At 40.3% G+C, this 26,915-nt stretch carries 21 protein-coding genes and 4 tRNA genes; 2 read left to right on the top strand and 23 right to left on the bottom strand.

All coding sequences use genetic code 11. The annotated features are described in order from the left end of the window. Window positions 1-139 precede the first annotated feature (139 nt). Entirely contained in the window at window positions 140-808 is a 669-nt protein-coding gene (locus ACT29I_RS22980) for an AlbA family DNA-binding domain-containing protein (protein WP_430934514.1), read from the top strand. 29 nt (window positions 809-837) lie between these two features. Here ACT29I_RS22980 and ACT29I_RS22975 read toward each other — a convergent pair whose 3' ends face one another. The 23 genes from ACT29I_RS22975 to tamL form a co-directional block, all read right to left on the bottom strand. Continuing rightward, window positions 838-1,893 (bottom strand): exo-beta-N-acetylmuramidase NamZ family protein, encoded by a 1,056-nt coding sequence (locus tag ACT29I_RS22975; protein ID WP_444794522.1) that lies wholly within the window; start codon window positions 1,891-1,893, stop codon window positions 838-840. A 455-nt stretch (window positions 1,894-2,348) separates the two neighbouring features. Beyond that, window positions 2,349-2,669 (bottom strand): DUF3467 domain-containing protein, encoded by a 321-nt coding sequence (locus tag ACT29I_RS22970; protein ID WP_430934516.1) that lies wholly within the window; start codon window positions 2,667-2,669, stop codon window positions 2,349-2,351. Window positions 2,670-2,947: 278 nt separating this feature from the next. Beyond that, window positions 2,948-7,222, bottom strand: coding sequence for a DNA-directed RNA polymerase subunit beta' (gene rpoC, locus ACT29I_RS22965; RefSeq protein WP_430934517.1), 4,275 nt, complete (start codon window positions 7,220-7,222; stop codon window positions 2,948-2,950). Window positions 7,223-7,301: 79 nt separating this feature from the next. Beyond that, the gene (gene rpoB, locus ACT29I_RS22960) at window positions 7,302-11,114 is read right to left on the bottom strand and encodes a DNA-directed RNA polymerase subunit beta (protein ID WP_430934518.1); all 3,813 of its coding nucleotides are present in this window, start codon (window positions 11,112-11,114) and stop codon (window positions 7,302-7,304) included. A 104-nt stretch (window positions 11,115-11,218) separates the two neighbouring features. Beyond that, on the bottom strand, window positions 11,219-11,596 hold the full coding sequence (gene rplL, locus ACT29I_RS22955; protein ID WP_430934519.1) for a 50S ribosomal protein L7/L12: 378 nt from the start codon (window positions 11,594-11,596) through the stop codon (window positions 11,219-11,221). Window positions 11,597-11,633: 37 nt separating this feature from the next. Continuing rightward, window positions 11,634-12,152 carry a 50S ribosomal protein L10 gene (gene rplJ / locus ACT29I_RS22950; RefSeq protein WP_430934520.1) on the bottom strand — a complete coding sequence of 173 codons (519 nt, stop codon included), beginning with the start codon at window positions 12,150-12,152 and terminating at the stop codon, window positions 11,634-11,636. A gap of 29 nt (window positions 12,153-12,181) precedes the next feature. Next, window positions 12,182-12,877, bottom strand: coding sequence for a 50S ribosomal protein L1 (rplA, locus tag ACT29I_RS22945; protein ID WP_430934521.1), 696 nt, complete (start codon window positions 12,875-12,877; stop codon window positions 12,182-12,184). 19 nt (window positions 12,878-12,896) lie between these two features. Next, window positions 12,897-13,340, bottom strand: coding sequence for a 50S ribosomal protein L11 (gene rplK, locus ACT29I_RS22940; protein WP_430934522.1), 444 nt, complete (start codon window positions 13,338-13,340; stop codon window positions 12,897-12,899). A gap of 108 nt (window positions 13,341-13,448) precedes the next feature. Beyond that, window positions 13,449-14,000: a transcription termination/antitermination protein NusG gene (gene nusG / locus ACT29I_RS22935; RefSeq protein ID WP_430934523.1), complete on the bottom strand. Its 552-nt coding sequence runs from the start codon at window positions 13,998-14,000 to the stop codon at window positions 13,449-13,451. Between the two features lie 12 nt (window positions 14,001-14,012). Further along, window positions 14,013-14,207, bottom strand: a complete 195-nt coding sequence (gene secE, locus ACT29I_RS22930) for a preprotein translocase subunit SecE (RefSeq protein ID WP_430934524.1) — start codon at window positions 14,205-14,207, stop codon at window positions 14,013-14,015. A 135-nt stretch (window positions 14,208-14,342) separates the two neighbouring features. After that, a tRNA-Trp gene (locus tag ACT29I_RS22925) sits at window positions 14,343-14,415 on the bottom strand. A 53-nt stretch (window positions 14,416-14,468) separates the two neighbouring features. Further along, window positions 14,469-15,656 (bottom strand): elongation factor Tu, encoded by a 1,188-nt coding sequence (tuf, locus tag ACT29I_RS22920; RefSeq protein ID WP_430934525.1) that lies wholly within the window; start codon window positions 15,654-15,656, stop codon window positions 14,469-14,471. Between the two features lie 63 nt (window positions 15,657-15,719). Further along, a tRNA-Thr gene (locus ACT29I_RS22915) sits at window positions 15,720-15,791 on the bottom strand. A 5-nt stretch (window positions 15,792-15,796) separates the two neighbouring features. Beyond that, window positions 15,797-15,869 (bottom strand) — tRNA-Gly (locus ACT29I_RS22910). Window positions 15,870-15,958: 89 nt separating this feature from the next. Next, window positions 15,959-16,041 (bottom strand) — tRNA-Tyr (locus ACT29I_RS22905). Window positions 16,042-16,305: 264 nt separating this feature from the next. Continuing rightward, on the bottom strand, window positions 16,306-16,599 hold the full coding sequence (gene hpf / locus ACT29I_RS22900) for a ribosome hibernation-promoting factor, HPF/YfiA family (protein WP_430934526.1): 294 nt from the start codon (window positions 16,597-16,599) through the stop codon (window positions 16,306-16,308). Between the two features lie 17 nt (window positions 16,600-16,616). Continuing rightward, the gene (locus tag ACT29I_RS22895; protein ID WP_430934527.1) at window positions 16,617-17,501 is read right to left on the bottom strand and encodes a tyrosine-type recombinase/integrase; all 885 of its coding nucleotides are present in this window, start codon (window positions 17,499-17,501) and stop codon (window positions 16,617-16,619) included. Window positions 17,502-17,572: 71 nt separating this feature from the next. Beyond that, window positions 17,573-17,764 carry a 30S ribosomal protein S21 gene (gene rpsU, locus ACT29I_RS22890; protein WP_430934528.1) on the bottom strand — a complete coding sequence of 64 codons (192 nt, stop codon included), beginning with the start codon at window positions 17,762-17,764 and terminating at the stop codon, window positions 17,573-17,575. 289 nt (window positions 17,765-18,053) lie between these two features. Next, the gene (locus tag ACT29I_RS22885) at window positions 18,054-19,052 is read right to left on the bottom strand and encodes a ComEA family DNA-binding protein (RefSeq protein ID WP_444794521.1); all 999 of its coding nucleotides are present in this window, start codon (window positions 19,050-19,052) and stop codon (window positions 18,054-18,056) included. A gap of 229 nt (window positions 19,053-19,281) precedes the next feature. Then, window positions 19,282-20,595 (bottom strand): sodium-dependent transporter, encoded by a 1,314-nt coding sequence (locus ACT29I_RS22880; protein WP_430934530.1) that lies wholly within the window; start codon window positions 20,593-20,595, stop codon window positions 19,282-19,284. Window positions 20,596-20,622: 27 nt separating this feature from the next. After that, window positions 20,623-21,951: a sodium-dependent transporter gene (locus ACT29I_RS22875; protein WP_444794520.1), complete on the bottom strand. Its 1,329-nt coding sequence runs from the start codon at window positions 21,949-21,951 to the stop codon at window positions 20,623-20,625. Between the two features lie 212 nt (window positions 21,952-22,163). Next, a complete protein-coding gene (gene fbaA, locus ACT29I_RS22870) occupies window positions 22,164-23,243 on the bottom strand; it encodes a class II fructose-bisphosphate aldolase (RefSeq protein WP_430934532.1) in 1,080 nt (359 codons plus the stop codon). A gap of 222 nt (window positions 23,244-23,465) precedes the next feature. After that, the gene (gene tamL, locus ACT29I_RS22865; protein WP_444794519.1) at window positions 23,466-25,781 is read right to left on the bottom strand and encodes a translocation and assembly module lipoprotein TamL; all 2,316 of its coding nucleotides are present in this window, start codon (window positions 25,779-25,781) and stop codon (window positions 23,466-23,468) included. A 139-nt stretch (window positions 25,782-25,920) separates the two neighbouring features. Between tamL and ACT29I_RS22860 the strand changes: the two genes are divergently transcribed. Continuing rightward, on the top strand, window positions 25,921-26,676 hold the full coding sequence (locus tag ACT29I_RS22860) for a TrmH family RNA methyltransferase (protein WP_444794518.1): 756 nt from the start codon (window positions 25,921-25,923) through the stop codon (window positions 26,674-26,676). Window positions 26,677-26,915 lie beyond the last annotated feature (239 nt).

The following is a 26,915-nucleotide window of genomic DNA, read 5'->3' as shown; positions in this document are numbered from 1 at the left end:
CATGTTTTACACCTGTCAAGCATCATTAAAGCCTGATTATCAATGCATATTTAATCTAAATAAATGAAATTGGCAATCTGTTATAATTTGCTTGTTGTAAATGTTTAAATGCCTTATTTTTGCGATAAAGAACTAGGGCATGATGAACAAGCAGCTTCAACGGAAAATAGCTGAAGGGGAACACCAACAACAGGATTTTAAATATGCTATCAACGATTCCAAAAAGATAGCACGTTCCTTAGCTGCCTTTGCCAACACCGATGGAGGAAGTCTTCTTTTGGGCGTTAAGGATAACGGGAAGGTAATTGGTGTTTCGTCAGAAGAAGAGTTTTATATGATTGAAGCCGCAGCTCAGATGTACTGCAAACCACCAGTGGATTTCGAAACCATAGAATGGAAAAGTGAAGGTAAAACCGTGCTGGAAATTAAGATTCCAAAAAGCGGCAACAAACCCCACAAAGCACCCAGCAAGGAAGGCAAATACATGGTTTACGTGAGGGTTGATGACCAAAATCTGTTGGCCAATAAAATACTTTTGGAATATTGGAAAGCGCAACAAAAGAACAGCAATCAATTGCTCCGATTCAATAAGCCCGAAAAATTCTTGTTAGAATATCTTTCAAATCACGATTCAATAACCTTTACCCGATTCTATAAACTGGCCAATATACCCAGGTTTAAAGCTGAAAGAATATTGGTGAGCCTCTTATGTATGAATATTATTGATATCCATATTACAGAGAAACAAGTATTTTATACACTATCGGAGAATCCGGATGTGCATCACACTCTTGGGAATTTAGGGTAAAAAGTATACCGCGAATTAAACGCGTTGAACTAATTATTTTCTATCCCGTACAACAGGTACTTCTCCCGTAGTTTAGAATACTCTTCCAAGTCCGGTTTCCAACTACGTTTAATCTCTTCCTCCGATAAACCTGCCCGAATATCTTTGATTAACTGATCATCTCCTGCCAATAAATTAAACCAGCGCTTATTCAATCCAAAACGCTCATCTTGCCCAAATTGTTTGTAGAAAGAGATAAAATAGGACAAGGTAAAGCGATGTGTTAGAGGTTCCCGCCTAAGGTCAATTCCATAACACTTTTTATCCTGTTGTTTGGGATGTTTCGACATACCATCGATACTTCTAGGTGTGAAAGTGAATTCGCCTGCAGTACTATCCGGATAACCGATCACCTGAAACGGGAAATAAGTGCCTCTTCCTACGCTGACATTACTGGCTTCAAAAAAACACAGTGAAGGGTATAAGCGAATTGATGTGTAATTGGGCAAGTTAGGTGAAGGCTTCACGGGTAAATCGTAAGGAGTAGAATGATTCCAGTTTTTCACTTTAACAACATGTAAGTCACACTTTAGACCCTCCGTTAACCAGCCCTCTCCATTAATCATTTGTGCCAACTCTCCTACTGTTAAACCATGAACCACAGGTAAGGGATGCATTCCGACAAAAGATTTATAATCCGGTTTAAGAATAGGCCCATCAAAATAATCGCCATTTGGGTTCGGCCGGTCCAGTACCAGTATTTTGGTTGCTGTTTCTGCACATGCCTCCATCATATAATGCATGGAGCTGATATAGGTATAAAATCTGACACCTACATCCTGGATATCAAAAACAATAATATCCACATCCGCCAGGTGTTCCTTGCCAGGTTTTTTATTTTTTCCGTACAAAGAAACAATGGGAAGACCCGTTTTTGAATCGGTATCGCTTTTTACACGTTCGCCAGCATCGTGCTTCCCTCTAAAACCATGTTCCGGTGCAAAAATTTTAATCACATTGATCCGTTTGCTTAGCAGCGTATCTAATAAATGCGTTCCTTCCACCAAAGAGGAATGGTTTACCAATAGTCCTACCTTTTTATCCATTAGCAAAGGGAGATATTCATCGAAACAGTTGGCAGCAGGAATTATTACACGTTGCGTGGAATTATAACCTTGTGAGGAACAGGAAAAGCAAGTGGAGAAAATCAAAAAATATATTACAATTCGGATAGCAAACATGGGTATTACAATTAGATGAATGAAGCGTGAACGATTGGAAGCTAAAAGACCCCCCTCCCCCACGTCTCCGACGCTGTATTCCATTTAACTACAGGGCCAATGGGAAGAACTATTTTCAGCGCACTTACAATTGACCCGTATAAAACGATATTGACTTTTGACACAATCCCTACTTTTCGTCGATAGTCAAACGCAGCCCTTCGATTATCCCCAGGAACAAAGGTTTGTCTGTTGACAACCAAGAATGGGGCTAACACATTTTTTGTCTTGTCATTCGTTACGAAAAATCTGTGTTAGCCTGTTAAATCGGCGGACCAAAACTACGCCTGTGGTGTAGAGCCAAAGTTCATTGGAATGTTACCACCGGGATGCCCTTCGTCAATATTCTTGATGGGTCCGTGCATGGCTTCATACCGTTTGATATTATCTTGCAAAGCCATCATTAACCTTTTGGCGTGTTCCGGTGTTACCACTACTCTCGACTTCACTTGTGCCTTTGGTAAACCTGGCATAACCCGAATAAAATCCATCACAAATTCCGAAGGTGAATGAGTTATTACTGCCAGGTTTGAATAAATACCTTGACCCACCTCTTCGTTTAATTCAATATTAAGCTGATTCTTGTTTTTTTTATCTTCCATCTTAATTTTATTATAAATCGACCTTAAACCCGCAATATGCATTAGAAAATCTATTACACATTGAAATTGTTTCAAAACATGACACTCCGCTGCTTCACTTCAACTCACCATAACGATGCTACGCCTCGTTTCAGTAAAGCCTTGTTTTATTGCACTTTCAATGTTCACGACGAAGTTCTAATGCATAATCCCGGTTAAATTATATAATTTATTTACAACGGCATAAAAAAAGGGAAGCATTAAAATACTTCCCCTTTATTTATATGTAGTACATTAAACTATTCTTGCTCTTCCTCCACAACCTGATTTTCTACCAAACGATCATACTCATCTTTAGAACCCACTACCAGGTTCTTAAGCGCTCTTTGACCTGTTCCTGCAGGAATTAGGTGACCACAGATTACATTCTCCTTCAATCCTTCTAATTGATCAACCTTACCAGAGATAGCAGCTTCGTTAAGAACCTTGGTTGTTTCCTGGAAGGAAGCAGCCGACATAAAGCTCTTAGTTTGAAGTGCAGCTCTCGTGATACCTTGAAGAATCTGACTAGAAGTTGCAGGAATTGCATCTCTCGATTCAACCAACTTAAGGTCTTTACGTTTCAACTGGGAATTTTCGTCCCTTAAACGACGAGCAGTAACGATTTGTCCGGAACGTAAACTTTCAGAATCACCTGCTTCAACGACAACTTTCTTGGCAAAAATACTGTCGTTCTCGTGCATAAACTCTAATTTGTCCACGATCTGTTTCTCCAGGAATTTAGTATCACCCGGATCATCGATGTTTACCTTACGCATCATCTGACGAACGATAATTTCAAAGTGCTTATCGTTAATCTTCACACCCTGTAGTCGGTACACATCCTGAACCTCGTTTACAATATACTCCTGAACCGCTGTTGGTCCCATAATATGAAGAATATCGGAAGGTGTGGTTGCGCCATCCGACAATGGGATACCTGCACGTACATAATCGTTTTCCTGTACCAGGATCTGCTTAGAAAGCGGCACCAAATATTTCTTTACCTGACCGTTTTTAGAAGTAACCGTAATCTCGCGATTACCACGCTTAATCTTTCCGAATGTTACCTCACCGTCAATCTCGGAAACAACAGCAGGGTTAGATGGGTTACGCGCTTCGAAAAGCTCTGTTACCCTTGGTAGACCCCCTGTAATATCACCTGCTTTACCAACCGCTCTAGGTATCTTCGAAACAATCTCTCCAACCTTAACCTTTTGCCCTTCTTCAACAGAAATGTGAGCCCCTACCGGAAGGTTAAATGTTTTAAGAATTTCACCAGAATCGTCAACGATCTTTAAGGCAGGGTTTTTGGTCTTATCTCTGGTTTCAATGATTACCTTTTCCTTAAACCCTGTTTGCTCATCCGACTCTTCCTTGTAAGTTATACCGTCAAGCATGTTGTCGAAGCTCACCGAACCGGACTTTTCAGATATGATAACCGCATTATATGGGTCCCATTCACAAATCAGATCACCAGACTTAACTTCTGTTCCGTTCTTGATAAATAATTTAGAACCATAAGAAATTGGCTGGTTTGCCAATGCAATACCGGTATTTTTATCAATGATACGCAATTCGGCGAGTCGGCCGATTACTATATCCACATGTTTTCCTTCTTCGTCTTTTGTAGGTACGGTACGCAATTCTTCAATCTCTACTATACCATCATACTTGGCAACAATTCTGCTTTCGGTAGAAATATTACCTGCGGTACCCCCTACGTGGAACGTACGCAATGTAAGCTGTGTACCCGGCTCACCGATCGACTGTGCCGCAATAACCCCAACAGCTTCCCCGATATGAACAAAGTTACCGGTAGCCAGGTTACGTCCGTAACACTTAGCGCATACCCCAACTTTAGATTCACAAGTAAGTACCGAGCGTATTTCAACTCTCTCCAGTGGAGAATCGTTTAAGATTTTAGCTTTTACTTCGTCAATCTCCTCACCTGACTTAACAATCAACTCACCTGTTGTAGGGTGGTAAACATCATGCACGGAAATACGACCTAAGATACGCTCATAAAGCGTTGCCACAATATCCTCATTGTTCTTCACATCAGTAGCGGAAAGACCTCTCAGCGTTCCACAATCATCTTCGGTGATAATAACATCTTGCGATACATCCACCAAACGACGTGTCAAATAACCTGCATCGGCTGTTTTAAGTGCCGTATCCGCAAGACCTTTACGGGCACCGTGCGTAGAGATAAAGTACTCAAGTACCGATAGACCTTCTTTAAAGTTCGAAAGAATCGGGTTTTCAATGATCTGACCACCCGTAGCCCCGGATTTTTGAGGCTTGGCCATCAGTCCCCTCATTCCGGATAGCTGACGAATCTGCTCTTTAGAACCCCTCGCACCGGAATCAAGCATCATATAAACCGAGTTGAACCCCTGTTGGTCGGAACTCAATTGTTTCATTAAAGTGTTGGTCAAACGGGCATTTACGTGTGTCCAGATATCAATAATCTGATTGTAACGTTCGTTATTGGTGATGAAACCCATGTTATAGTTATTCAACACTTCCTCTACTTCTGCATAACCCTCCTTCACCATTTTATTTTTGGCTTCAGGTATGATTACATCGCCAAGGTTAAACGACAATCCGCCTTCGAATGCCATTCTATAACCTAAATTTTTGATATCGTCCAGGAACGCTGCCGTACGGGGAGTACCACAAACTTTCTGCACTTTGCCGATGATATCGCGTAATGCTTTTTTAGTCAATACATCATTAATGAAACCGGCTTCTCTCGGAGCAAATTCATTAAATAAAATACGACCCACCGTAGATTCTATAATTTTTTGTTCAGGTACACCATCTTTGTTCAGATCGTAACCTTTCACTTTAACAATCGCGTGTAAGTCAACCTTTCCTTCGTTATAGGCGATTTTAACTTCTTCTAAATCATAAAAAGTTAAGCCTTCTCCTTTAGCTCCCTCACGAGCTTTGGTCATATAGTACAGACCCAAAACCATATCCTGAGAAGGTACGGTAACAGGTGCACCGTTAGCAGGGTTAAGAATATTCTGCGAACCCAACATCAACATTTGTGCTTCCAGTATAGCAGCATTACCCAGTGGTAAGTGAACCGCCATCTGGTCACCATCAAAGTCGGCGTTAAATGCCGAACATGCCAATGGATGTAATTGGATGGCTTTACCTTCGATCAACTTAGGTTGGAATGCCTGGATACCCAATCGGTGAAGCGTAGGGGCACGGTTTAGCATTACCGGATGTCCTTTTAACACGTTCTCCAGAATATCCCAGACTACCGGGTCTTTTCTATCAACGATTTTTTTAGCGGACTTCACCGTTTTAACTATACCCCGCTCAATTAATTTTCTAATGACGAAAGGCTTATATAGCTCTGCGGCCATTCCTTTGGGAATACCACATTCGTGCATCTTCAATTCAGGGCCAACAACAATAACCGAACGAGCCGAATAATCTACCCTCTTTCCTAACAGGTTTTGACGGAAACGCCCCTGCTTACCTTTTAAACTGTCGCTTAAAGATTTTAATGGACGGTTAGCATCTGTTTTAACCGCATTGGCTTTACGCGAGTTATCGAATAAGGAATCAACAGACTCTTGAAGCATACGTTTTTCATTACGCAAAATTACTTCCGGAGCTTTGATTTCGATCAATCTCTTTAACCGGTTATTTCTGATAATAACCCTACGATAAAGGTCATTAAGATCAGAAGTAGCAAATCTACCACCGTCTAGTGGCACCAAAGGCCGCAGTTCCGGCGGGATAACAGGCACAACCTTTACGATCATCCACTCCGGGCGGTTTCTGCCAACAGACTCGCGGAACGACTCCACCACCTGAAGACGCTTTAACGCCTCGTTTTTACGTTGCTGCGAAGTTTCCGTGTTTGCTTTGTGTCTTAAATCGTATGACAGACTATCTAAATCAAGTCGGGCTAAAATCATGTGAAGCGCATCTGCCCCCATCTTAGCAATAAACTTATTAGGATCGTCATCCTCCAGATATTGGTTTTCCTTAGGTAGTGTATCCAGAATATCCAGATACTCTTCTTCCGTTAAGAAATCCATATACTTAATTCCATCCTCTTCCTTAATACCGGCTTGTATTACTACATAGCGCTCGTAGTAAACGATAGAATCTAATTTTTTTGTTGGTAATCCTAATAAGTAACCTATTTTATTAGGTAGTGATTTAAAGTACCAGATATGTGCCACAGGAACAACCAATGAGATATGTCCCATTCTCTCGCGACGCACTTTTTTTTCTGTAACCTCTACACCACAGCGGTCACAGACGATACCCCGGTACCTGATTCTTTTATACTTACCACAGTGACACTCATAATCCTTCACAGGGCCGAAAATCCTTTCGCAGAATAATCCGTCACGTTCCGGTTTATAAGTTCTATAGTTGATGGTCTCCGGTTTAAGAACCTCACCGCTTGATCTTTCTAAGATTTCTTCCGGTGAAGCTAACCCGATAGAGATTTTTGTAAAACTGCTCTTTACTTTCTGATCTCTTCTGAATGCCATATGTCGACTTCTATTAAATTTAAAACAAATAAGGCAATCATTGAATAATGCCAGGCACTACCCAATGATAAAAAAGGCTTTAATCTAGATTTACACTTAAACCAAGACCTCTAAGCTCATGTAACAACACATTAAGTGATTCCGGAATGCCGGGTTGTGGAAGGGCATCTCCTTTAACGATAGATTCATATGCTTTAGCACGTCCCATCACGTCATCCGACTTAACAGTCAGGATTTCTTGCAGGATATTGGCCGCACCAAAGGCCTCCAATGCCCAAACCTCCATCTCTCCAAAGCGCTGCCCTCCAAACTGGGCCTTACCTCCTAATGGTTGCTGTGTAATCAGCGAGTAAGGACCTATTGAACGTGCATGCATCTTATCTTCTACCATGTGGCCTAACTTCAGCATGTAAATCACACCTACCGTTGCCGGTTGGTGGAATCTGTTACCGGTACCTCCATCGTATAGATAACTCTTACCATACGCCGGCACATTAGCTTTATTAGTCCACTCATCCATATCCTCGAACTTAGCTCCATCGAAAATCGGTGTGGCAAACTTAACACCTAATTCTTTTCCGGCCCAACCAAGCACCGTTTCGTAAATCTGTCCCAGGTTCATCCTTGATGGTACACCAAGCGGGTTAAGCACAATATCTACCGGTGTTCCGTCTTCAAGGAAAGGCATATCCTCCACACGTACAATCCTGGATACAATACCTTTGTTACCGTGACGACCTGCCATCTTATCACCTACTGTGATTTTACGCTTTTTGGCGATATATACTTTGGCCAATTGAACAATTCCTGCAGGGAGCTCGTCGCCGATAGTCAAGTTATATTTCTGACGTTTCTCTTTGGCTTCGTATTCCTGGAACTTCAACAGATAATTATGAATTAATTTTTGGATGACTTCATTCTTATCCTTATCTGTGGTCCATTTGTTAGGGTCGATGTTATGGTAATCGATATCGCTTAAAATCTTTTGGGTAAACTTAGTACCCTTAGATACGATATCAACACCAAAGTAATCCTGAACACCTTGCGAAGTTTTTCCGTTCACCACAGAGAATAGCTTGTCCACCAAGCGGTTTCTCAAATCAGCTACTGAACGGTCGAATTCTTCATCAATCTTAGCGATCAAAGGTTTATCCGATGATCTGGCTTTTCTATCCTTAATGATACGGGAGAAAAGTTTTTTGTTGATAACCACACCTTTTAATGAAGGAGAAGCTTTTAATGATGCATCTTTAACATCGCCTGCTTTCTCCCCAAAGATAGCACGCAATAACTTTTCCTCCGGTGTTGGGTCACTTTCACCTTTAGGCGTAATCTTACCAATCAAGATATCACCAGGCTCAACATGTGCGCCAACCCTAATCAATCCGTTTTCATCCAGATCCTTAGTAGCCTCTTCACTTACGTTCGGAATATCGGAAGTTAATTCTTCCAATCCACGTTTCGTGTCACGAACTTCTAAGGAATACTCATCAATATGTACGGAGGTAAATACGTCTTCACGTACCACACGCTCAGAGATTACAATAGCATCCTCAAAATTATAACCTTTCCAAGGCATAAACGCCACTTTAAGGTTACGACCAAGCGCCAGCTCCCCTTTTTCCGTGGAATATCCCTGCGTCAAAATCTGACCTGCAGTTACGCGTTGTCCCGTAACCACCATTGGTTTCAGATCGATACAAGTATTTTGGTTTGTTTTCTGGAACTTAGGTATCTTATAACGTTTCGTTTCAGAATCAAAACTTACAAATTTTTCGCTCTCGGTAAGATCGTAACGGATCACAATTTCCTCGGCATCGCAGAACTCGATAACACCATCTTTTTCTGCCACTATATTAGTTCTGGAATCACTAATAAGTTTACCTTCCAACCCGGTACCTACAATAGGCGCTTCCGGACGCAATAACGGTACGGCCTGACGCATCATGTTAGATCCCATCAATGCACGGTTCGCATCATCGTGTTCCAAGAAAGGAATTAACGAAGCCGCCACTGAAGCAATCTGGTTAGGGGCCACGTCCATTAGGTGAATTTCCTCCGGTGTTGACAGTGGATAATCCGCTTCTAAACGCGCCTTAATCTTATTGTTCACAAAATTACCTGTTTCATCCAAAGGCGCATTGGCTTGCGCAATTATCAACTCTTCTTCTTCTTCGGCACTTAGGTATTGAACACCGTTGGCAGACAAATCAACCTGACCATCTTTAACCTTACGGTAAGGTGTCTCGATAAATCCTAAATCGTTGATTTTTGCGAATACACACAATGAAGAAATCAAACCAATGTTTGGTCCTTCCGGAGTTTCAATCGGACATAAACGGCCATAGTGCGTATAGTGAACGTCACGAACCTCGAAACCTGCTCTTTCACGCGACAGACCGCCTGGCCCTAAGGCCGACATCCGGCGTTTATGCGTAATCTCGGCCAACGGATTGGTTTGATCCATAAACTGAGACAAAGCATTTGTACCAAAGAAACTATTAATAACCGAAGATAATGTTTTACTGTTGATCAGTTCAATCGGTGTAAAAACTTCATTATCCCTTACGTTCATTCTTTCACGAATGGTACGGGCCATACGTGCCAACCCAACACCAAACTGGTTGGCTAACTGCTCACCTACAGTCCGTACACGACGGTTACTTAGGTGGTCAATATCATCAACTTCGGTTTTGGAGTTAATAAGTTCAATCAAATATTTGATGATTTGAATAATATCAGGCTTGGTCAATACCTTTGTATCCATATCGGTATCCTGTCCCAGCTTTTTATTCAAACGGTAACGTCCTACTTCCCCTAAATCGTATCGTTTATCGGAAAAGAACAGCTTATCAATTACGTCGCGGGCTGTAGCCTCATCTGGCGGCTCGGCGTTACGTAACTGGCGATAGATGTGCAACACAGCTTCTTTTTCGGAGTTACAAGGATCCTTTTGAAGTGTGTTATATATAATGGCGAAGTCAGAAAGGTTCTGATTTTCTTTATGTAGCAATATTGTTTTGGCACCTGAATCAACAATTTCTTCAATGTGCTCATTCTCGATGATTGTTTCGCGATCGATGATAACCTCATTACGTTCGATTGAAACCACCTCACCTGTATCCTCGTCCACGAAATCTTCGATCCATGTTTTAAGGACACGAGCAGCAAGCTTACGCCCTACTACTTTTTTCAATCCTGATTTTGAAACCTTTACTTCGTCGGCAAGATCGAAAATCTCTAATATTTCTTTATCACTTTCGTAACCGATTGCCCGAAGCAAGGTGGTTACCGGTAATTTTTTCTTCCTGTCGATGTACGCATACATCACACTGTTGATATCCGTGGCAAATTCTATCCACGAACCTTTAAAAGGAATAATTCGTGCAGAATATAACTTCGTACCATTAGCATGCGTACTCTGACCGAAGAATACACCCGGAGAACGGTGCAGCTGCGAAACAACAACCCTCTCCGCACCATTGATAATAAAGCTGCCCTTATCTGTCATATATGGCACAGTGCCCAGGTAAACATCTTGTACAACCGTATCAAAATCCTCGTGTTCAGGGTCGGTACAATATAATTTTAGTTTAGCCTTTAAAGGTACACTATAGGTAAGTCCGCGCTCGGTACACTCTTGAATCGAGTATCTGGCCGGATCTATACCGAAATCAAGAAACTCTAGTACAAAATTGTTTCTTGTGTCCGTGATAGGGAAGTTTTCTTCAAAAACATGAAATAAACCTTCTGTTTTTCTTTCTTCAGGAGTTGCTCCCTGTTGAAAGAACTCACGGAACGATTTTAATTGTACTTCTAAAAAATCGGGATACTGCAGTTGATTTTTAATAGAAGCAAAGCTAATCCTTTCGCTTGTGGTATTTGGAGTCATCTATCAACAAAAATTAATTGAACTTATAACATAAATGCATAAAAAGGCCTAGGAACTTATCACCGATAAGTCCCTAAACCGTTCCCTGTAAAAGGTAGTAATAATTACTTAAGTTCAACTTCTGCTCCAGCCTCTGTTAATTGAGTTTTAAGTGCTTCAGCTTCTTCTTTAGTTACTTTTTCTTTCAATGGTGCAGGAGCTTTGTCAACTAATTCTTTAGCTTCTTTAAGACCAACGCCAGTCATCTCTTTCACTAACTTAACGATGGCTAGTTTAGATCCACCAGCTGCTTTAAGAATTACGTCAAATTCTGTTTGCTCTTCAGCTGCGGCCTCTTCGCCACCAGCTGCAGGTCCAGCAACAGCAACAGCTGCAGCAGCAGGCTCAATACCATATTCTTCTTTAAGGATCTCTGCAAGTTCGTTAACGTCTTTCACTGTTAGGTTAACCAATTCCTCTGCAAGCTTCTTTAAATCTGCCATTTTTTCTATTATTAAAATATTGTTTTTTACTTTTTAATTACTCTCTTTCTGCTAGTGTCTGTAGAACACCGTGTATTGTAGAACCCCCTGACTGTAGCGCAGAAATAACATTCTTAGCAGGTGATTGTAATAATGCAATGATATCGCCGATAAGTTCGTCCTTAGACTTAATGCTAACCAGAGCGTCCAGCTGATTTTCACCAACATAAACCGACTCCTCTACATAAGCACTTTTTAATACAGGCTTTTTGTTCTTTTTGCTAAACTCTTTTATTAATTTAGCCGGCACATTACCCGTATTAGAAAAGAATACCGCAGTAGATCCTTTCAACGTTTCATATAGTTCGTCATACTCACCTTCCGACTCCTTAAGCGCTTTCATGAATAAGGTGTTTTTCACCATCATCATTTTCACTTCTTTGCTATAACAAAGTCTACGAAGGTCGCTTGTTTTACCCGAATTCAGATTGCCGGCATCCACCACATAAAAATGACTGTAGTCGGCAATATTTTGTGCGAGTTCTTTAACAAGTAAGCTTTTATCTTCCTTTTTCATGATTCCTTTCTTTTCTGTTAATTAAACATTTAGGCTTCAACCGTTTTGGCTTCAATCCTAATACCCGGACTCATGGTACTTGAAAGACTAATGCTTTTAATATAAGTACCTTTTGCTGAAGAAGGCTTAAGTTTATTAATTACGTTAATAAATTCTCTTGCGTTTTCAACAATTTTGCTCTCATCAAAGGATACTTTACCGATTGAAGCGTGAATGATACCGTATTTATCTACTTTAAAGTCGATTTTACCGGCTTTCACTTCATTTACCGCTTTCCCGATTTCCATTGTAACCGTACCACTTTTAGGGTTTGGCATAAGACCGCGAGGACCTAAAACACGTCCTAATTGTCCTACTTTCGCCATCACACTAGGCATAGTAATAATTACATCAATATCGGTCCATCCGCCTTTGATTTTTTCCACGTATTCATCCAATCCGACGTAATCGGCTCCTGCACTTTTCGCTTCCTCCTCTTTATCAGGGGTACACAAAACAAGTACACGAACTTCTTTACCAGTACCGTGTGGCAGAGTACAAATACCTCTCACCATCTGGTTCGCCTTTCTAGGATCAACACCTAACCGTACGTCAACATCTACCGAAGCATCAAATTTTGTGTTAGTAACTTCTTTCACCAATTTGGCTGCATCCTCAAGCGAATATTGCTTTCCGGCTTCGATTTTATCTAACGCTAACTTTTTATTTTTTGTTAGTTTTGTCATATCTCCAAAATGGTATTAATTAGTTATCACCAGGGAATTCACCGCTAACGGTAATACCCATACTTCTGGCAGTTCCGGCCACCATCTTCATGCCGGAGCTCACTGTAAAACAATTCAAATCAGCCATTTTATCTTCAGCGATCGCTTTAACCTGGTCCCACGATACTGAACCTACCTTTTTACGGTTTGGCTCAGCAGAACCACTTTTAAGCTTAGCAGCATCTAAAAGTTGAACAGCTGCCGGTGGTGTTTTGATCACAAAGTCGAAAGACTTATCTGAGTACACCGATATAACAACTGGTAAAACTTTACCTGCTTTTTCCTGAGTTCTGGCGTTGAATTGCTTACAAAACTCCATAATATTCACACCTTTAGCACCCAATGCAGGCCCCACAGGTGGTGAAGGGTTTGCCGCTCCACCTTTTATCTGTAATTTGATAAAAGTTTCTACTTCTTTAGCCATGTAGCAATTCGTATTAAAATTAATATATATAAGAAATCGGTCTCTTTGTTCTTGCAGTGATAAAAGACGAGTCTTTTATGGAAGCTTAAACATACAAGGGAAAGTGACCTATTGTTCTTTTTCTACTTGAAGGAAACTCAACTCCAAAGGTGTCTTTCTACCAAAGATCTTTACCATCACCTGAAGTTTTCTTTTCTCTTCGTTCACTTCTTCTATAACACCGTTAAATCCGTTAAACGGCCCGTCAATTACTTTAACTGTTTCACCTACAAAGTACGGTACGTTGAGTTCCTCATTTTCCGCATCGGACAGCTCGTCCACCTTACCTAAAATTCGATTTACTTCTGAAGTACGTAAAGGTACTGCACTGTTATCCCTGTCGCCTAAAAATCCGATGACATTGGGGATACTTTTTAAAATGTGCGGCACTTCTCCAACAAGAGCTGCTTCTATCATCACATATCCCGGAAAATAATTCCGTTCCTTGCTGATTTTTTTCCCGTTACGTATTTGATAAACCTTTTCTTGCGGTATCAGAACCTGGGCGATATAATCTTGTAAATTCAGACGTTCAATTTCGCTTTCAACGTACTCTTTTACCTTTTTCTCCTTACCACCGATGGCTCTAAGCACATACCATTTTTTTTCTAGGTTACTCATCTGCACAAAATCTTAGTATAGTTGCTTGTAAATCCAATCTAGTGTCTTCTCAAATGAAAAATCCATTCCATAAACAATTGTGGCAATAATTGCAGTTGCAACCATTACTACCAAAGCACTATTTTGCAATTCGGACCAAGTAGGCCATGACGTTTTATTTACTAATTCGTTTTGAACGTCTTTAAAGTAATTAACAATCTTGCTCACTAGTTTATCTCTTTAATATCTATCAAAGTTTTAAATCTCCGACAGGTTCCTGTGTACACTGATGTTTGAAACACCTTGATTCTTTTCACTAATTTGCCGGATAACCACCGATTTAACGATTTTCATCCGGCTTTGCACGGGATAAGAGACTCGAACTCCTGACACCTGGTTTTGGAGACCAGTGCTCTACCAACTGAGCTAATCCCGTGTTTAAAAATGGAAGGGAAAAACCCTTCCATTGAACTTTATGCTGTTTGTTGATTACTCAACAATTTCAGTTACCTGACCTGCACCTACTGTTCTACCACCTTCTCGGATAGCAAAACGTAGACCTTGATCGATAGCTACCGGGTAAATCAGCTCAACGTTAATAGTTACGTTATCGCCAGGCATTACCATTTCGGTACCTTCCGGAAGTGTAATCTCACCGGTTACATCAAGCGTACGAAGGTAGAACTGAGGACGGTATTTGTTGTGGAAAGGAGTGTGACGACCACCTTCTTCTTTCTTCAATACATAAACCTCGGCTTTAAATTTGGTATGTGGTGTAATTAGTCCCGGAGCACCAAGAACCATACCTCTTTTTACTTCGTTTTTGTCGATACCACGTAACAACAAACCTACGTTATCACCAGCTTGTCCGTCGTCAAGAATCTTACGGAACATCTCAACTCCTGTACATACAGTTTTCTTACCTGCAGCACCAAGACCTATAATTTGCATTTCGTCACCGGTATGGATTGTACCTGTTTCGATACGACCTGTAGCAACAGTACCACGACCTGTAATAGAAAATACGTCTTCGATAGGCATCAAGAAAGGCTTATCAACATCACGCGGAGGAATTGGAATCCAAGTATCCACGGCATCCATAAGCTCCATGATTTTTTCAACCCACTGTGGTTCTCCGTTCAATGCTCCAAGAGCAGATCCCTGAATAACCGGCGTGTTGTCACCATCAAACTCATAGAAGTCTAACAGTTCACGGATTTCCATCTCAACAAGCTCTAAAAGCTCCTCGTCGTCAACCATATCCACTTTGTTCATGAAAACTACCAATTTTGGTACGTTTACCTGACGTGCTAATAGGATATGCTCGCGAGTTTGAGGCATAGGACCATCCGTAGAAGCTACTACGATGATGGCACCATCCATCTGTGCAGCACCTGTTACCATGTTTTTCACGTAATCGGCGTGACCCGGACAGTCAACGTGTGCATAGTGACGATTTGCCGTTGCATACTCAACGTGCGCACTGTTAATTGTAATACCCCTTTCTTTCTCTTCAGGAGCATTGTCAATTTGATCAAAATCCTTTGCTTCAGAAAAACCTTTATCTGCCAATACTTTTGTGATTGCAGCAGTTAAAGTAGTTTTACCGTGGTCAACGTGACCAATTGTACCGATGTTCACGTGAGGCTTTGACCTGTCATAATGTTCTTTAGCCATAACTCGAATAATTAGACAATTAGATATTAACTTATAATTTTTTAAAATTCCGAACCAGAATAGAGCCAATGATGGGATTTGAACCCATGACCTCTTCCTTACCAAGGAAACGCTCTACCCCTGAGCTACATCGGCAAATGAGCGGGAGACGGGATTCAAACCCGCGACCCTTAGCTTGGAAGGCTAATGCTCTATCAGCTGAGCTACTCCCGCTTTTTTTGATTCGGGGCTACAAAGGTAATGATTTATTAATCAAAAACTTCGCAAAACCCCGGATAATTTTCAATATTTTCCGGTTCTTGTGGGGAGAGCAGGATTCGAACCTACGAAGACGAAAGTCAGCGGAGTTACAGTCCGCCCCAGTTGGCCACTTTGGTATCTCCCCAAATAACCTTTTCTTTAAAAGGTCGTATATTTACATTCAATAGGCTGATCACTTTTCAACAACCAGCCTATCTTTAGCTTATTTAGGTATTTTATTTACGTTCTTAAAACGGTGTGCAAATGTATAATATATTTTTCAAACACCACAGAAATATTTGTTTTTTTTTACACTCTCCACAACAAATATTCACCCACTCTTATTAACACACTGTTCAACAATTGCTTAAGTCAGTAAAAAAACTTGCAACTGTTGGATCACATACCTTTATTTCACTTTCTCTTTTTTCTTTATCAATTGCTTTCGAAGCGCTTCGCAGCAAAGATCAATTGCTTCTTCAAAAGTCTTTGTTTGTTTTTTGGCAAACAACTCTGTACCGGGCACCTTCAAGCCAATTTCTGCCACCTTGTTTTCAGTTGTTTCTGATTTGTCGAGCTTCAATATCACTTCTGCATCGATTATCCTATCGAAAAATACATCCAACTTGTTTACCTTTTGCTCGATAAATCCCTTCAACTTATCAGCAGCATCAAATTTTACTGATTGAATTGTTACGTTCATATGAAATCCTCCTTTTATTAAGACCGCGGATGGGCCTGATTATATATATCGGTTATTTTCTCGAAACTGTTGTGCGTGTATACTTCCGTCGCATTCAAGTTCGAGTGTCCTAAAAGTTCCTTTATGGCATTTAAATCCGCTCCGGCATTCAGCAATGAAGTTGCAAAAGAATGCCGTAAAACGTGTGGACTTTTTTTATGGAGTGTAGTGACCAAGCTCAAATATTTATTCACAACCCGATAGACTAATTTATGGTATACTTTTTCACCTTTTCCTGTAAGGAAAAAAGCACCTGCTTTGTTCATTCCAAATTCCCGGTTCCTCACTTCAACATATTCGCTAACCAAAACAACAAGCTCTTTATACATGGGGATTAATCGATCTTTATTGAATTTTCCGTTCACGCGAACAACGCCTTCCTTCAAATCAAAATTACGATCGCTTAAATTCACCAGTTCAGACAAACGCATACCCGAACCATAAAACAATTCTAGAATCATTTTATCGCGCACGCCTTCATAGTCATTTGCAAAGGGAATATCATCCAACAAATGATTCATTTCAGAATCACGAACAAAAACCGGTAATCGCTTGGGAATTTTCGGAGTGACTACTCCATCAACGGGGCTGGCCTCAACAAGTCCCTCTCTCATTTGAAATTTGAAAAAGGACTTTAAGGCCGTAACTTTTCTGCTTACACTCTTGGGGGCCATTCCGTCTTTTACCAACTTCACCACCCAACTGCGCACGAACTTAGTAGATATCCCACTTAATTCGTGCCTGTTATTATCTTTGCAGAAAGACAAAAACTGTTCGAGATCGCAGCGATAAGACTTAAGCGTATACTGCGAACTGCGCTTCTCGAACTCTAAATATTTTAAAAACGATTGAATTGAAATCATCCAAGGTCACATCTAACTTTACCGTTAAAACGAATATACAAAAATTACCGTAAAATGACCTAATTATTTTACTATTCCTCGTTTTGTTGCAATTGCTGAACGTAAATTGCTTTTTTCACTTCCTCTCTTCTCTCAACTGAAGGTTTTGTAAAAGCCTGACGCGAACGCAACTCGCGCATAGCACCGGTCTTTTCGAATTTTCTTTTGAATTTCTTCAATGCTCTCTCGATATTCTCACCTTCTTTAATTGGAATAACAATCATAATTTTCTCCTTTTATTTTTTACTTGCGTACAAATTCATTTACTAACCCTCAAACAATCAATCGATTCCAAAGACTTTTTTGGCAATACCTCAATTATTTGCGGGTACAAAGAAACTAAAGTTTATTCATTGCAGCAAATAATTGGATAATATTTTTGTATGTCACCCAAAATAAGTCCACAGTTTGCAATCAGCTTTCTGCAGTCATTAGACATAATCGTACACAGCGTATTACAATCCGATTGCTAGTAGCTTGACAAGAAAAAAAAAAGGACAGCACCCTTAGGCTCTATTTTTTCCATACCAGGTAATGTTTTATCCTTTCCCAATCTTTTTGATTGATCGATTTAAGTTTTAGAATATCTTCTTCATTGGGCAGTTTCTTTTTACGATATAAATTCTTCAGATCTTTTGCCTGTTGATAGCTGAAATAACCGTGCTTACTAATTTCCTCTACTTTTAGCCCGTGAGGATTTATTTTCTTTATCAATCCGGTATCCACAGAAACATTTTCCTTTAAGCTACAATACAGCTCATCTGAAATTCCATATACATCATTTAATTGCGACTTTTGATAAAACCCTCCCAGTGAATTACGGAAATTAACAATTCGTGCCGATAATTTGCTTCCTATTCCCCTCATCAGTTTCAACCGGGTTGTGTCGGCCGAATTTAGCTCGATGTACAATTTTACATGCTCCTCTGACTCCAAGGTTGTCACCGGCGTTGGCTCACTATTTTTTTTCAACCAGCGCAACAGGTATTCTTCGGGATACTTTTCGACTTTATCCAATGGAAGGGATTTTGTGATTCTATTGTTTTGCAGATGATCGAGAATTTCTTTCCTGATTATATCAGAGTCAATCATCCTTTCCCAAAAAATCTCATCTTGATTGTTGAAATTGATCCATGCCATTTTTTCCGATGCGTCTACCCGCTCCTTTTCAACCGCATCATTCCGAACAATTTCTACCTCATCGGGTAATAATATAAATTCCCATAACTTGAAATAAGTGGAGGAATCCATCCCGTAAACTTTCAATAAGTCGTTCTTACTTGTGAAATTTCCCACTTTATTCCTAAAACCAATAACCGATTTGCTTTGGTAGCTGCTTAAACCCAGCGCCAACAATTCTTCCGTAGATACCAAATTAGGGTTAAACAGGAAAAGCGAATCTGATTTTTCGGCATACTTACCGGCCACTAGTTCATTATTTAGTGCCTTTACCTGTTCCACAAAATCTTTATCAAATTCCTTGGAAACAAAATACCAGGCCCAATATGGCATCGTAAAACGTATGATAAGAACGATCAGAATTAAGGAGAGCAGGACAATGATGCCCCTTTGTTCGCTACGAGTATATAAAAAGAAGCCCTCCCACATAAGAATAAACGTTAAGTTCGATAGATCAATTTAACGTTTTTCTTAGCAAAAGAAAAATATTTATTCAATAATATTATTTATACCAATAGTAAAGCACTAAATTTCAGCGCCATGAATAATAAGTTGCCCAATATCACCTTAACAATCCAAGATTGTTCATAAACACCAAAGCGACAGCAACAGGAGCCAACACTTTAACAATAATCATAAATACATTCAACACTGCTACTTTTCCGCCATGCGCCTCAAGCTCTTCCTTCACTTGATCTTTCCCTAAGAACCATCCTATAAATATGGATATTAATATTCCCCCAAGCGGTAAGAGAAGATTCGAGGAGGTCCACTCAAAAGCATTGAACAATTTGGGATAGATCACGCAGAAAACCCCCAGGATTATCATTAAGAAAGCGCCCAGAATAGTCGCCGGTTTTCGGGACAACCTCAGTTCATCGGTAAAATAAGCCACTACAACTTCGAGTAAGGAAACGGATGAAGTAAGGGCTGCAATCAACAACAGCACAAAAAAGGCTGCTGAGAAAAAATACCCGCCAGCCATTTGATTAAAAATATTGGGCAAGGTAACAAATACTAATCCCGGGCCCGCGTCGGGCTGAATGCCAAACGCAAAGACTGCGGGAAAAATAGCGACACCTGCCAAAACGGCAATCAAAGTATCTACCAATGATACCGATACCGCGGTATGAAGCAAGTTCTCTTTCTTCTGCACGTAACTTCCATAGGTTGCTATAGCGCCCATTCCAATACTTAGAGAAAAGAAAGCCTGGCCTAATGCCTCCAAAACCACATTACCTGTTATCTTAGTAAAATCGGGTTGAAAGAGAAACGCTAACCCATCCCCGGCTCCTTTGAGCGAAGAGGATTTTATGCATAGAATTACGATGATCAAAAGCAAGACAGGCATTAATATTTTAGCATATCTTTCTATTCCTTTTTTAACACCTCCCATAACAATACCTGCGGTTAACAACATAAACACCACCAGGTAAAAAACAGGGCGCCACAGCGAAGTTGAAAAGCCCTGGAACAAAGCAGAAAGCTGACCGGGAGTTTTATCGGCTAGTTGATTTCCAAATGCCAAAACAGTATACTCAACTGTCCAGCCGGCCACAACCGAGTAAAAAGAGAGAATTAGAAAGGCCGCTGCCACGCCCATTACACCCACGATCCGAAAAAATCTCACATTGGGACTTAAGACTTTCAAAGCCCCAAAAATGCTTTTTTGCGACCGACGACCAATGATTAACTCGGACAACATTACAGGTATGCCTATAGCTACAATAAAAAACAGGTAAATCAGAAAGAATGCCCCACCACCGTTTTCACCCAAAACATAGGGAAAACGCCAGATATTTCCCAAGCCTACAGCAGAGCCTGCAGCTGCTGCTATTACACCGAACTTACCACTAAAGCTGTCCCGATTGTCCATAATTTTTTTAAACAGGTAAATAAGAAATTAGCGATTGAATAAATCCAGAAGCCCTAGGTTTTTCATAAAAACCAATGCAATGGCTATGGGCGCAAATATTTTTAATATAACTATTAATACACCTACCACTTTCACCTTACCCCCATGTTCTTCCAGCTCTTCTTTTGTTTGTTGCTTGCCAATAATCCATCCTACAAATACTGAAATTAGTATTCCACTAATTGGCAACATGAAATTGGAAGTAACATAATCGAAGGAATCAAATAAAACAGGGTATATTACACAAAACACACCTAAGCCAGTTACCAATGCAGCTGCAAGCCACGTTGCTTTTTTTCTATTTAAATGGATTTCTTCGGTAATATATGCCACAACAACTTCTAACAAAGAAACCGATGAAGTTAAAGCGGCAATCAGCAACAAGATAAAAAACGCGACGGCAAAAACGTAACCTCCGAACATTTGGTTAAAGATATTTGGCAATGTCACAAATACCAATCCCGGTCCTGCATCGGGTTCGATGCCGAAAGCAAATACGGCAGGAAAAATGGCGACGCCTGCCAACACAGCAATCAGTGTATCCGCAATAGAAACAGAAATTGCGGTATTTAATAGATTCTCTTTCTTTTGGATATATGAACCATAAGTGGCTATAATACCCATACCTATACTTAACGAAAAGAATGCCTGTCCAAGGGCTTCAAGTACCACATTGCCATTGATTTTTGAAAAATCCGGCTGAAAGAGGAAAGATAAGCCCTCGACTGCCCCATCCAACAGAACCGCATTAACGCAGAGCACCAGAATAATCACAAATAAAATCGGCATCAGTACCTTTGTATATTTTTCAATCCCGTTTTTTACACCCCCAATAACAATACCGGCTGTCATGGCCATAAATACCACCAAGTACAAAATGGGCCGCCCAACAGAGCTTGAAAAATCCGAGAACATATCTGTCAGTTGCTCCGGGGTTTTATCCACCAGCTGGTTAGCTGCAGCCAAGATAGTATATTCAACCGTCCAGCCGGCCACAACTGCATAAAATGATAGAATTAGAAAAGCTGCGGAAACCCCCATTACACCCACCACTTTAAAGAACTTAAGTTTGGGCGCCAAAACCTTAAACGCTCCGAACACACTGCGCTGCGCCTTTCGTCCAATTAAAAGCTCCGAAAGCATAACCGGAACTCCAATAGCTATAATAAAAAACAGATAGATTAAAAGAAAAGCTCCCCCTCCATTCTCACCTAACACATAAGGGAAACGCCATATATTCCCCAATCCTATGGCAGAACCTGCTGCCGCTGCAATTACACCAAACTTGTTGCTAAAGCTATCTCTTTTTTGAGTCATTATTTTTGACTTTTAGATAATGGACATGACCTGGCAGCCTGCAAGCTGCGTAAATAGACTAAACCGGAATGAAAGAGTCCACTCCGTTTAAATATACAATCCTTAATCAATCCGTTTTTTTTAATAAGGGCATAAAAAAACTAAAAAAGTATATAAAAACAAAGCCCCCACCGAAATGATGAGGGCTTTTGACCTAAATAAGGCTTATATACTTAAAGTACATCAACGCAGTTAAGGTCGTTGAATGCAACTTTTAATCTTTCAATCAAAGAAACCTGTCCTTCGCGCAACCATTTACGCGGGTCGTAATATTTCTTGTTAGGCTTATCGTCACCTTCCGGGTTACCGATTTGACTTTGCAAGTAATCGTGGTTCTGAGCTTCGAACTTACGAATACCGTCCCAAGTAGCCCACTGCGTATCCGTATCGATGTTCATTTTGATAACACCATAACCGATAGCCTCACGGATTTCCTCCAAAGAAGAACCTGATCCACCGTGGAAAACGAAGTTTACCGGGTTCGTAGCTAAACCGTGCTTCTTTTCGATGAATTTTTGAGAGTTATCAAGTATTTTTGGAGTCAGCACAACGTTTCCTGGCTTATACACACCATGCACGTTACCAAAAGAGGCTGCAATGGTGAAGTTAGAGCCAACCTGGCTTAATACCTCATATGCTTGGTTCACTTCTTCTGGCTGAGTATAAAGTAGCGCATTATCCACCTCAGAGTTATCAACACCGTCTTCCTCTCCACCGGTGATACCTAACTCAATCTCGATAGTCATACCGATTTTGTTCATTCTTTCGAAATATTGCTTACAAAGCTCCAGGTTTTCTTCTAGAGGCTCTTCAGAAAGGTCAAGCATATGGGAGCTAAAAAGAGGCTTTCCAGTTTCTTCGAAATGCTTTTCGCCAGCATCTAAAAGACCGTCGATCCAAGGAAGTAATTTTTTAGCCGCATGGTCTGTGTGCAGAACAACAGGTACACCATAAGCCTCGGCAACCATATGAACGTGCTTAGCAGCTGATACAGCTCCCAAAATTTGTCCTTGTTGTCCTTCAAGACCAATACCCTTGCCTGCATAAAATGCAGCACCTCCGTTTGACAACTGGATGATTACAGGAGAATTTACAACTTTTGCAGCTTCTAAGACCCCGTTGATAGAATCAGTACCAACAACGTTTACCGCAGGTAGCGCAAACCCATTCTCTTTAGCAACTTTGAATAATTTGCTTACGTCATCACCAGTTACAACACCTGGCTTTACAACATCCAAAACTCTTTGTTTCATTATGTCTATTATTTAAAATTTAGAGACCTTCCTGCCATAGTTAACAGGCAGAAATTTATATAAAATATACTATTTCAAATTTATTGCGCAAAAGTACAAAATAAAACGAACTTTTACTCGTAAAACCTTGTTGGATTGCATTAAAAATGATAATTGTTAGGTTTTTCAACTATAAATGAGCTTTGACAAGCCAAAACCCAATTTTGCATTGGCCTGCTTAAATTAGAACGGATATCCGATAGCAAAATTAAAAGCAGCATCATCCCAGGAATACGGCCTGGTACCCACAAGCCATCTTTTTCCACTAGACTCAACCGGATCACGTAACTTAACCCCCATATCCACCCTGAAAATAAAGTATTTTAAATCGAAGCGCAAACCTAACCCTGTACCAACGGCCAGTTTCTCACCAAAATTTTTAAACGTAAACAATCCTCCTTCGGGACTAATGTCCTTTCGGATGGTATAAATATTCCCGATATCCAAAAAGAATGCACCTTCCAGCATCCAAAATAAATTAAAGCGATATTCAGCATTCATCTCGAGCTTGATATCCCCTGTTTGGTTGTAGTAATTAGCATCCTCTGAATCATAAGAACCAGGCCCTAATCCGCGCACAGGCCAGGCACGAATACTGTTGGCACCTCCGGAGAAGTATCTTTTTTCAAAAGGTAATACATTTAAATTACCATAAGGATAACCCACGCCCAAATAAAACCGGTATGCCATACTGTTAATCCGGTTCATATAGTGATGGTAACGGATATCAATGTCGCTTTGAAGATACTGCGCATACCTTACTCCCAGCACCTCAAAATAATCACCGTCCTCATCCTGTACTTGGGTATCCAAGGCATTTGATACGAGATTAAGAATATTTCCCGCTTCTTCAATATTCCAGTTAATATACCAAAAATCAGTGCGCGTATTTACCTTTTGCTCATTATAAACCAAAGAATAAGAAGTACTGGATATTAAGTGATTCTCATATGAATATTTTAAATAGGTATTGCTGATTATAGAATCGAACTCTGCATTTACAGCAGGTATACCTATATAATTAATACTCAAAGGTGCCAGTGTATGTGCGGTATTCTTGTTCGACTTCCAAAGATAACTTATTTTCCCCGTAGCAATCGTCCTGGTATAGTCGGGGCGGCGTTGATGATTGTACGCTACCGACAATGATGTTTTAGGATTATATCTTTTACGGAACCGTTGGATTTTAAATGGCATCCAAAATTTTGGAAAAACAATCTTGGTTTCGCCGCCTATTTCCAGTGTACTGAAAGGATCCTCCTGTCTATCAAACTGGTTTTGAATGGAAGCCCCGAAACTAAAGCTGAATTCCTCGGCTCCCCTAAACAGGTTTTTATGCTGGTATTTCAGGTTTCCTCCGGCCCCCAGGTTACCGGACGAGTTTATTCCCTCTATATCGATGGAATACGACTGGTACTTGGCAGGCACCAGTTGAATATAACAATCGAGCCATTTATCGTCAGTTCGGGCGGTGTCGGGTGCGGTTGCCCTTTCGAACCGGATATTGACAAAACGATAAAGCTTTAAGCTGGATAGCAATGTTTGGGTTCGGTCCACCAATTCGGCACTGAACAATTGTCCGGGTTCTATATAGGTGGAATTATACAGGACATTAGGATCTACCTTAACTTTATCGATATATAAAAAATAACAATCGTTAATCAACAAAGTATCGAATTTAGAGAAATAGGCATCCTTTTGGGCCAGTGCCTTATGGGTATCGTATCCCATCCTGTAATACACGTTTTTGATACGAAATGTTGGGTGCACAAAGGTAGTATCCTTATCTCTGCCCAGTTCTTTTCTGGCATTTTTCACAATCACCGAGTCGTTGACCATAAACGATCCCAAAGTACTATCGGCCTTAAAATAAATAAACTCCTTGGAGAAATTGTAATAGCCTTTGTTTCTGAGACTGCGGGTAATTCGTTCCCTTTCGGCATCGTGTAACGCCACTTCAAAAGGCTTGCCTTTTTTAAGCAGGCTACGTTTCTTTTCTTCCAAAACCAGCTTGCCTATTATTGTATCTTCTGCCTTAAAAGCTATATTGCCTAGCTTAAATTGCCTACCCTTATCAATATCATATATTACCTTTACCTTTTTTTTAGACGCATACACCAAACTATCTCGTACTTTAGCATGAAAATAGCCTTTATTTTTCAGGAAAACCCCAAGTTGATCAGCGGTTTGGCTTGCCAGCAGCCCATCGTACAAAACAGGCGCTTCCCCAATTCGGCGTAACCATTTATTGATTTTTTTAGCGGTATCTTTTCCCGCCAAATTATACAAGCCCAAATGAAATTTCAATGTGCCAAAAATCCTTACATTCCCGCGCTGTTTTACAAAAGGCATAAACCTTTCCTTGGAAATATCCCGCGGATTATTCTTGATTACAACTTTTTTAAGCAGATACTCGTTTCCGGGAACGTTTTTTACAGAACTACACGAAGCTGCAAATATTGCCAATAAAAGGATTATATAGTATAATAACTGCTTCAATTCGTTTATAAGCTTTCGTATAAAAGTAATTTTACCTGTAGACTAATCTAGCAAAATTTGATCCGTTTGGGTGATTTTTACGCAAAAGTATCTAATTACATTGGAATAAAGTAAATTTGCACCCAACTATATTAAAAAAATGATCAGTCAAAACAAAATTAAACTCGTCAATTCCCTAAATAAAAAAAAATACAGGGATATAAATCAACTGTTTATCGCCGAAGGAGAAAAACTGGTAATGGATCTAATCCAAGGGCAAGTTCAAGTTTTCGAACTATTTGTGCGAGAAGGTTGGACAGGTATAACACAATTGCCACCAGAAATAAATTGTACCGAAACAACAGAACAATATCTTAAAAAGATTACGCAGCTCAAAACCCCTCCACCGATTATTGCCATTTGCAAGATACCTCAAACCGAAATAAACAGCTATACCTGGAAGGATAAACTGACAATTGCGTTGGATGACATACAGGACCCGGGAAACCTGGGAACCATTATACGTTTGGCCGACTGGTTTGGCATTGAAAACATAGTTTGCTCGCAGAATACCGCAGATGCCTATAATCCAAAGGTAGTGCAAGCTACAATGGGAGCTGTTGCCCGCGTTCAGGTTTACTATACCAACCTGGAAGAATTTTTAGAAAAACAGCTTAAAAACCATATACCTGTATATGGTACCTTTTTAGATGGCGAGAATATTTACCAACAAGATTTATCTGAAAACGGAATTATCGTTATGGGTAACGAAGGAAAAGGAATTTCTTCCGCTATAGAATCGTTAGTCAGCAAAAAATTACTTATTCCTACCTTTTCGAAAAACAAGGACCAATCCGAATCCTTGAATGTTTCGACGGCTACGGGGATTATTCTTTCGGAGTTTAGAAGAAGATAATGTGTTCATCAGTCAATAGTGCATTGGCAATAGCATTAAACCCTGACAAAGAAAATCATCATATCGGTGTTTAACCCGCCATATGCATTAGAAATCCTGTTACGCAATTAAACCACTTCAAAACAAGCCATTTCACTAACTCGCTTCAACGCACCAGAGCGGTGCTCCCGAAAGTAATCAACGATTTTATTTAGCAAGAATACATTACACTATTTAAATCTAAAGTCAAGTTTGTAGTT

Source organism: Saccharicrinis sp. GN24d3, from assembly GCF_052400645.1.
Taxonomy (GTDB): domain Bacteria; phylum Bacteroidota; class Bacteroidia; order Bacteroidales; family Marinilabiliaceae; genus Saccharicrinis.
This window is presented reverse-complemented; position numbering and strand designations above follow the sequence as displayed.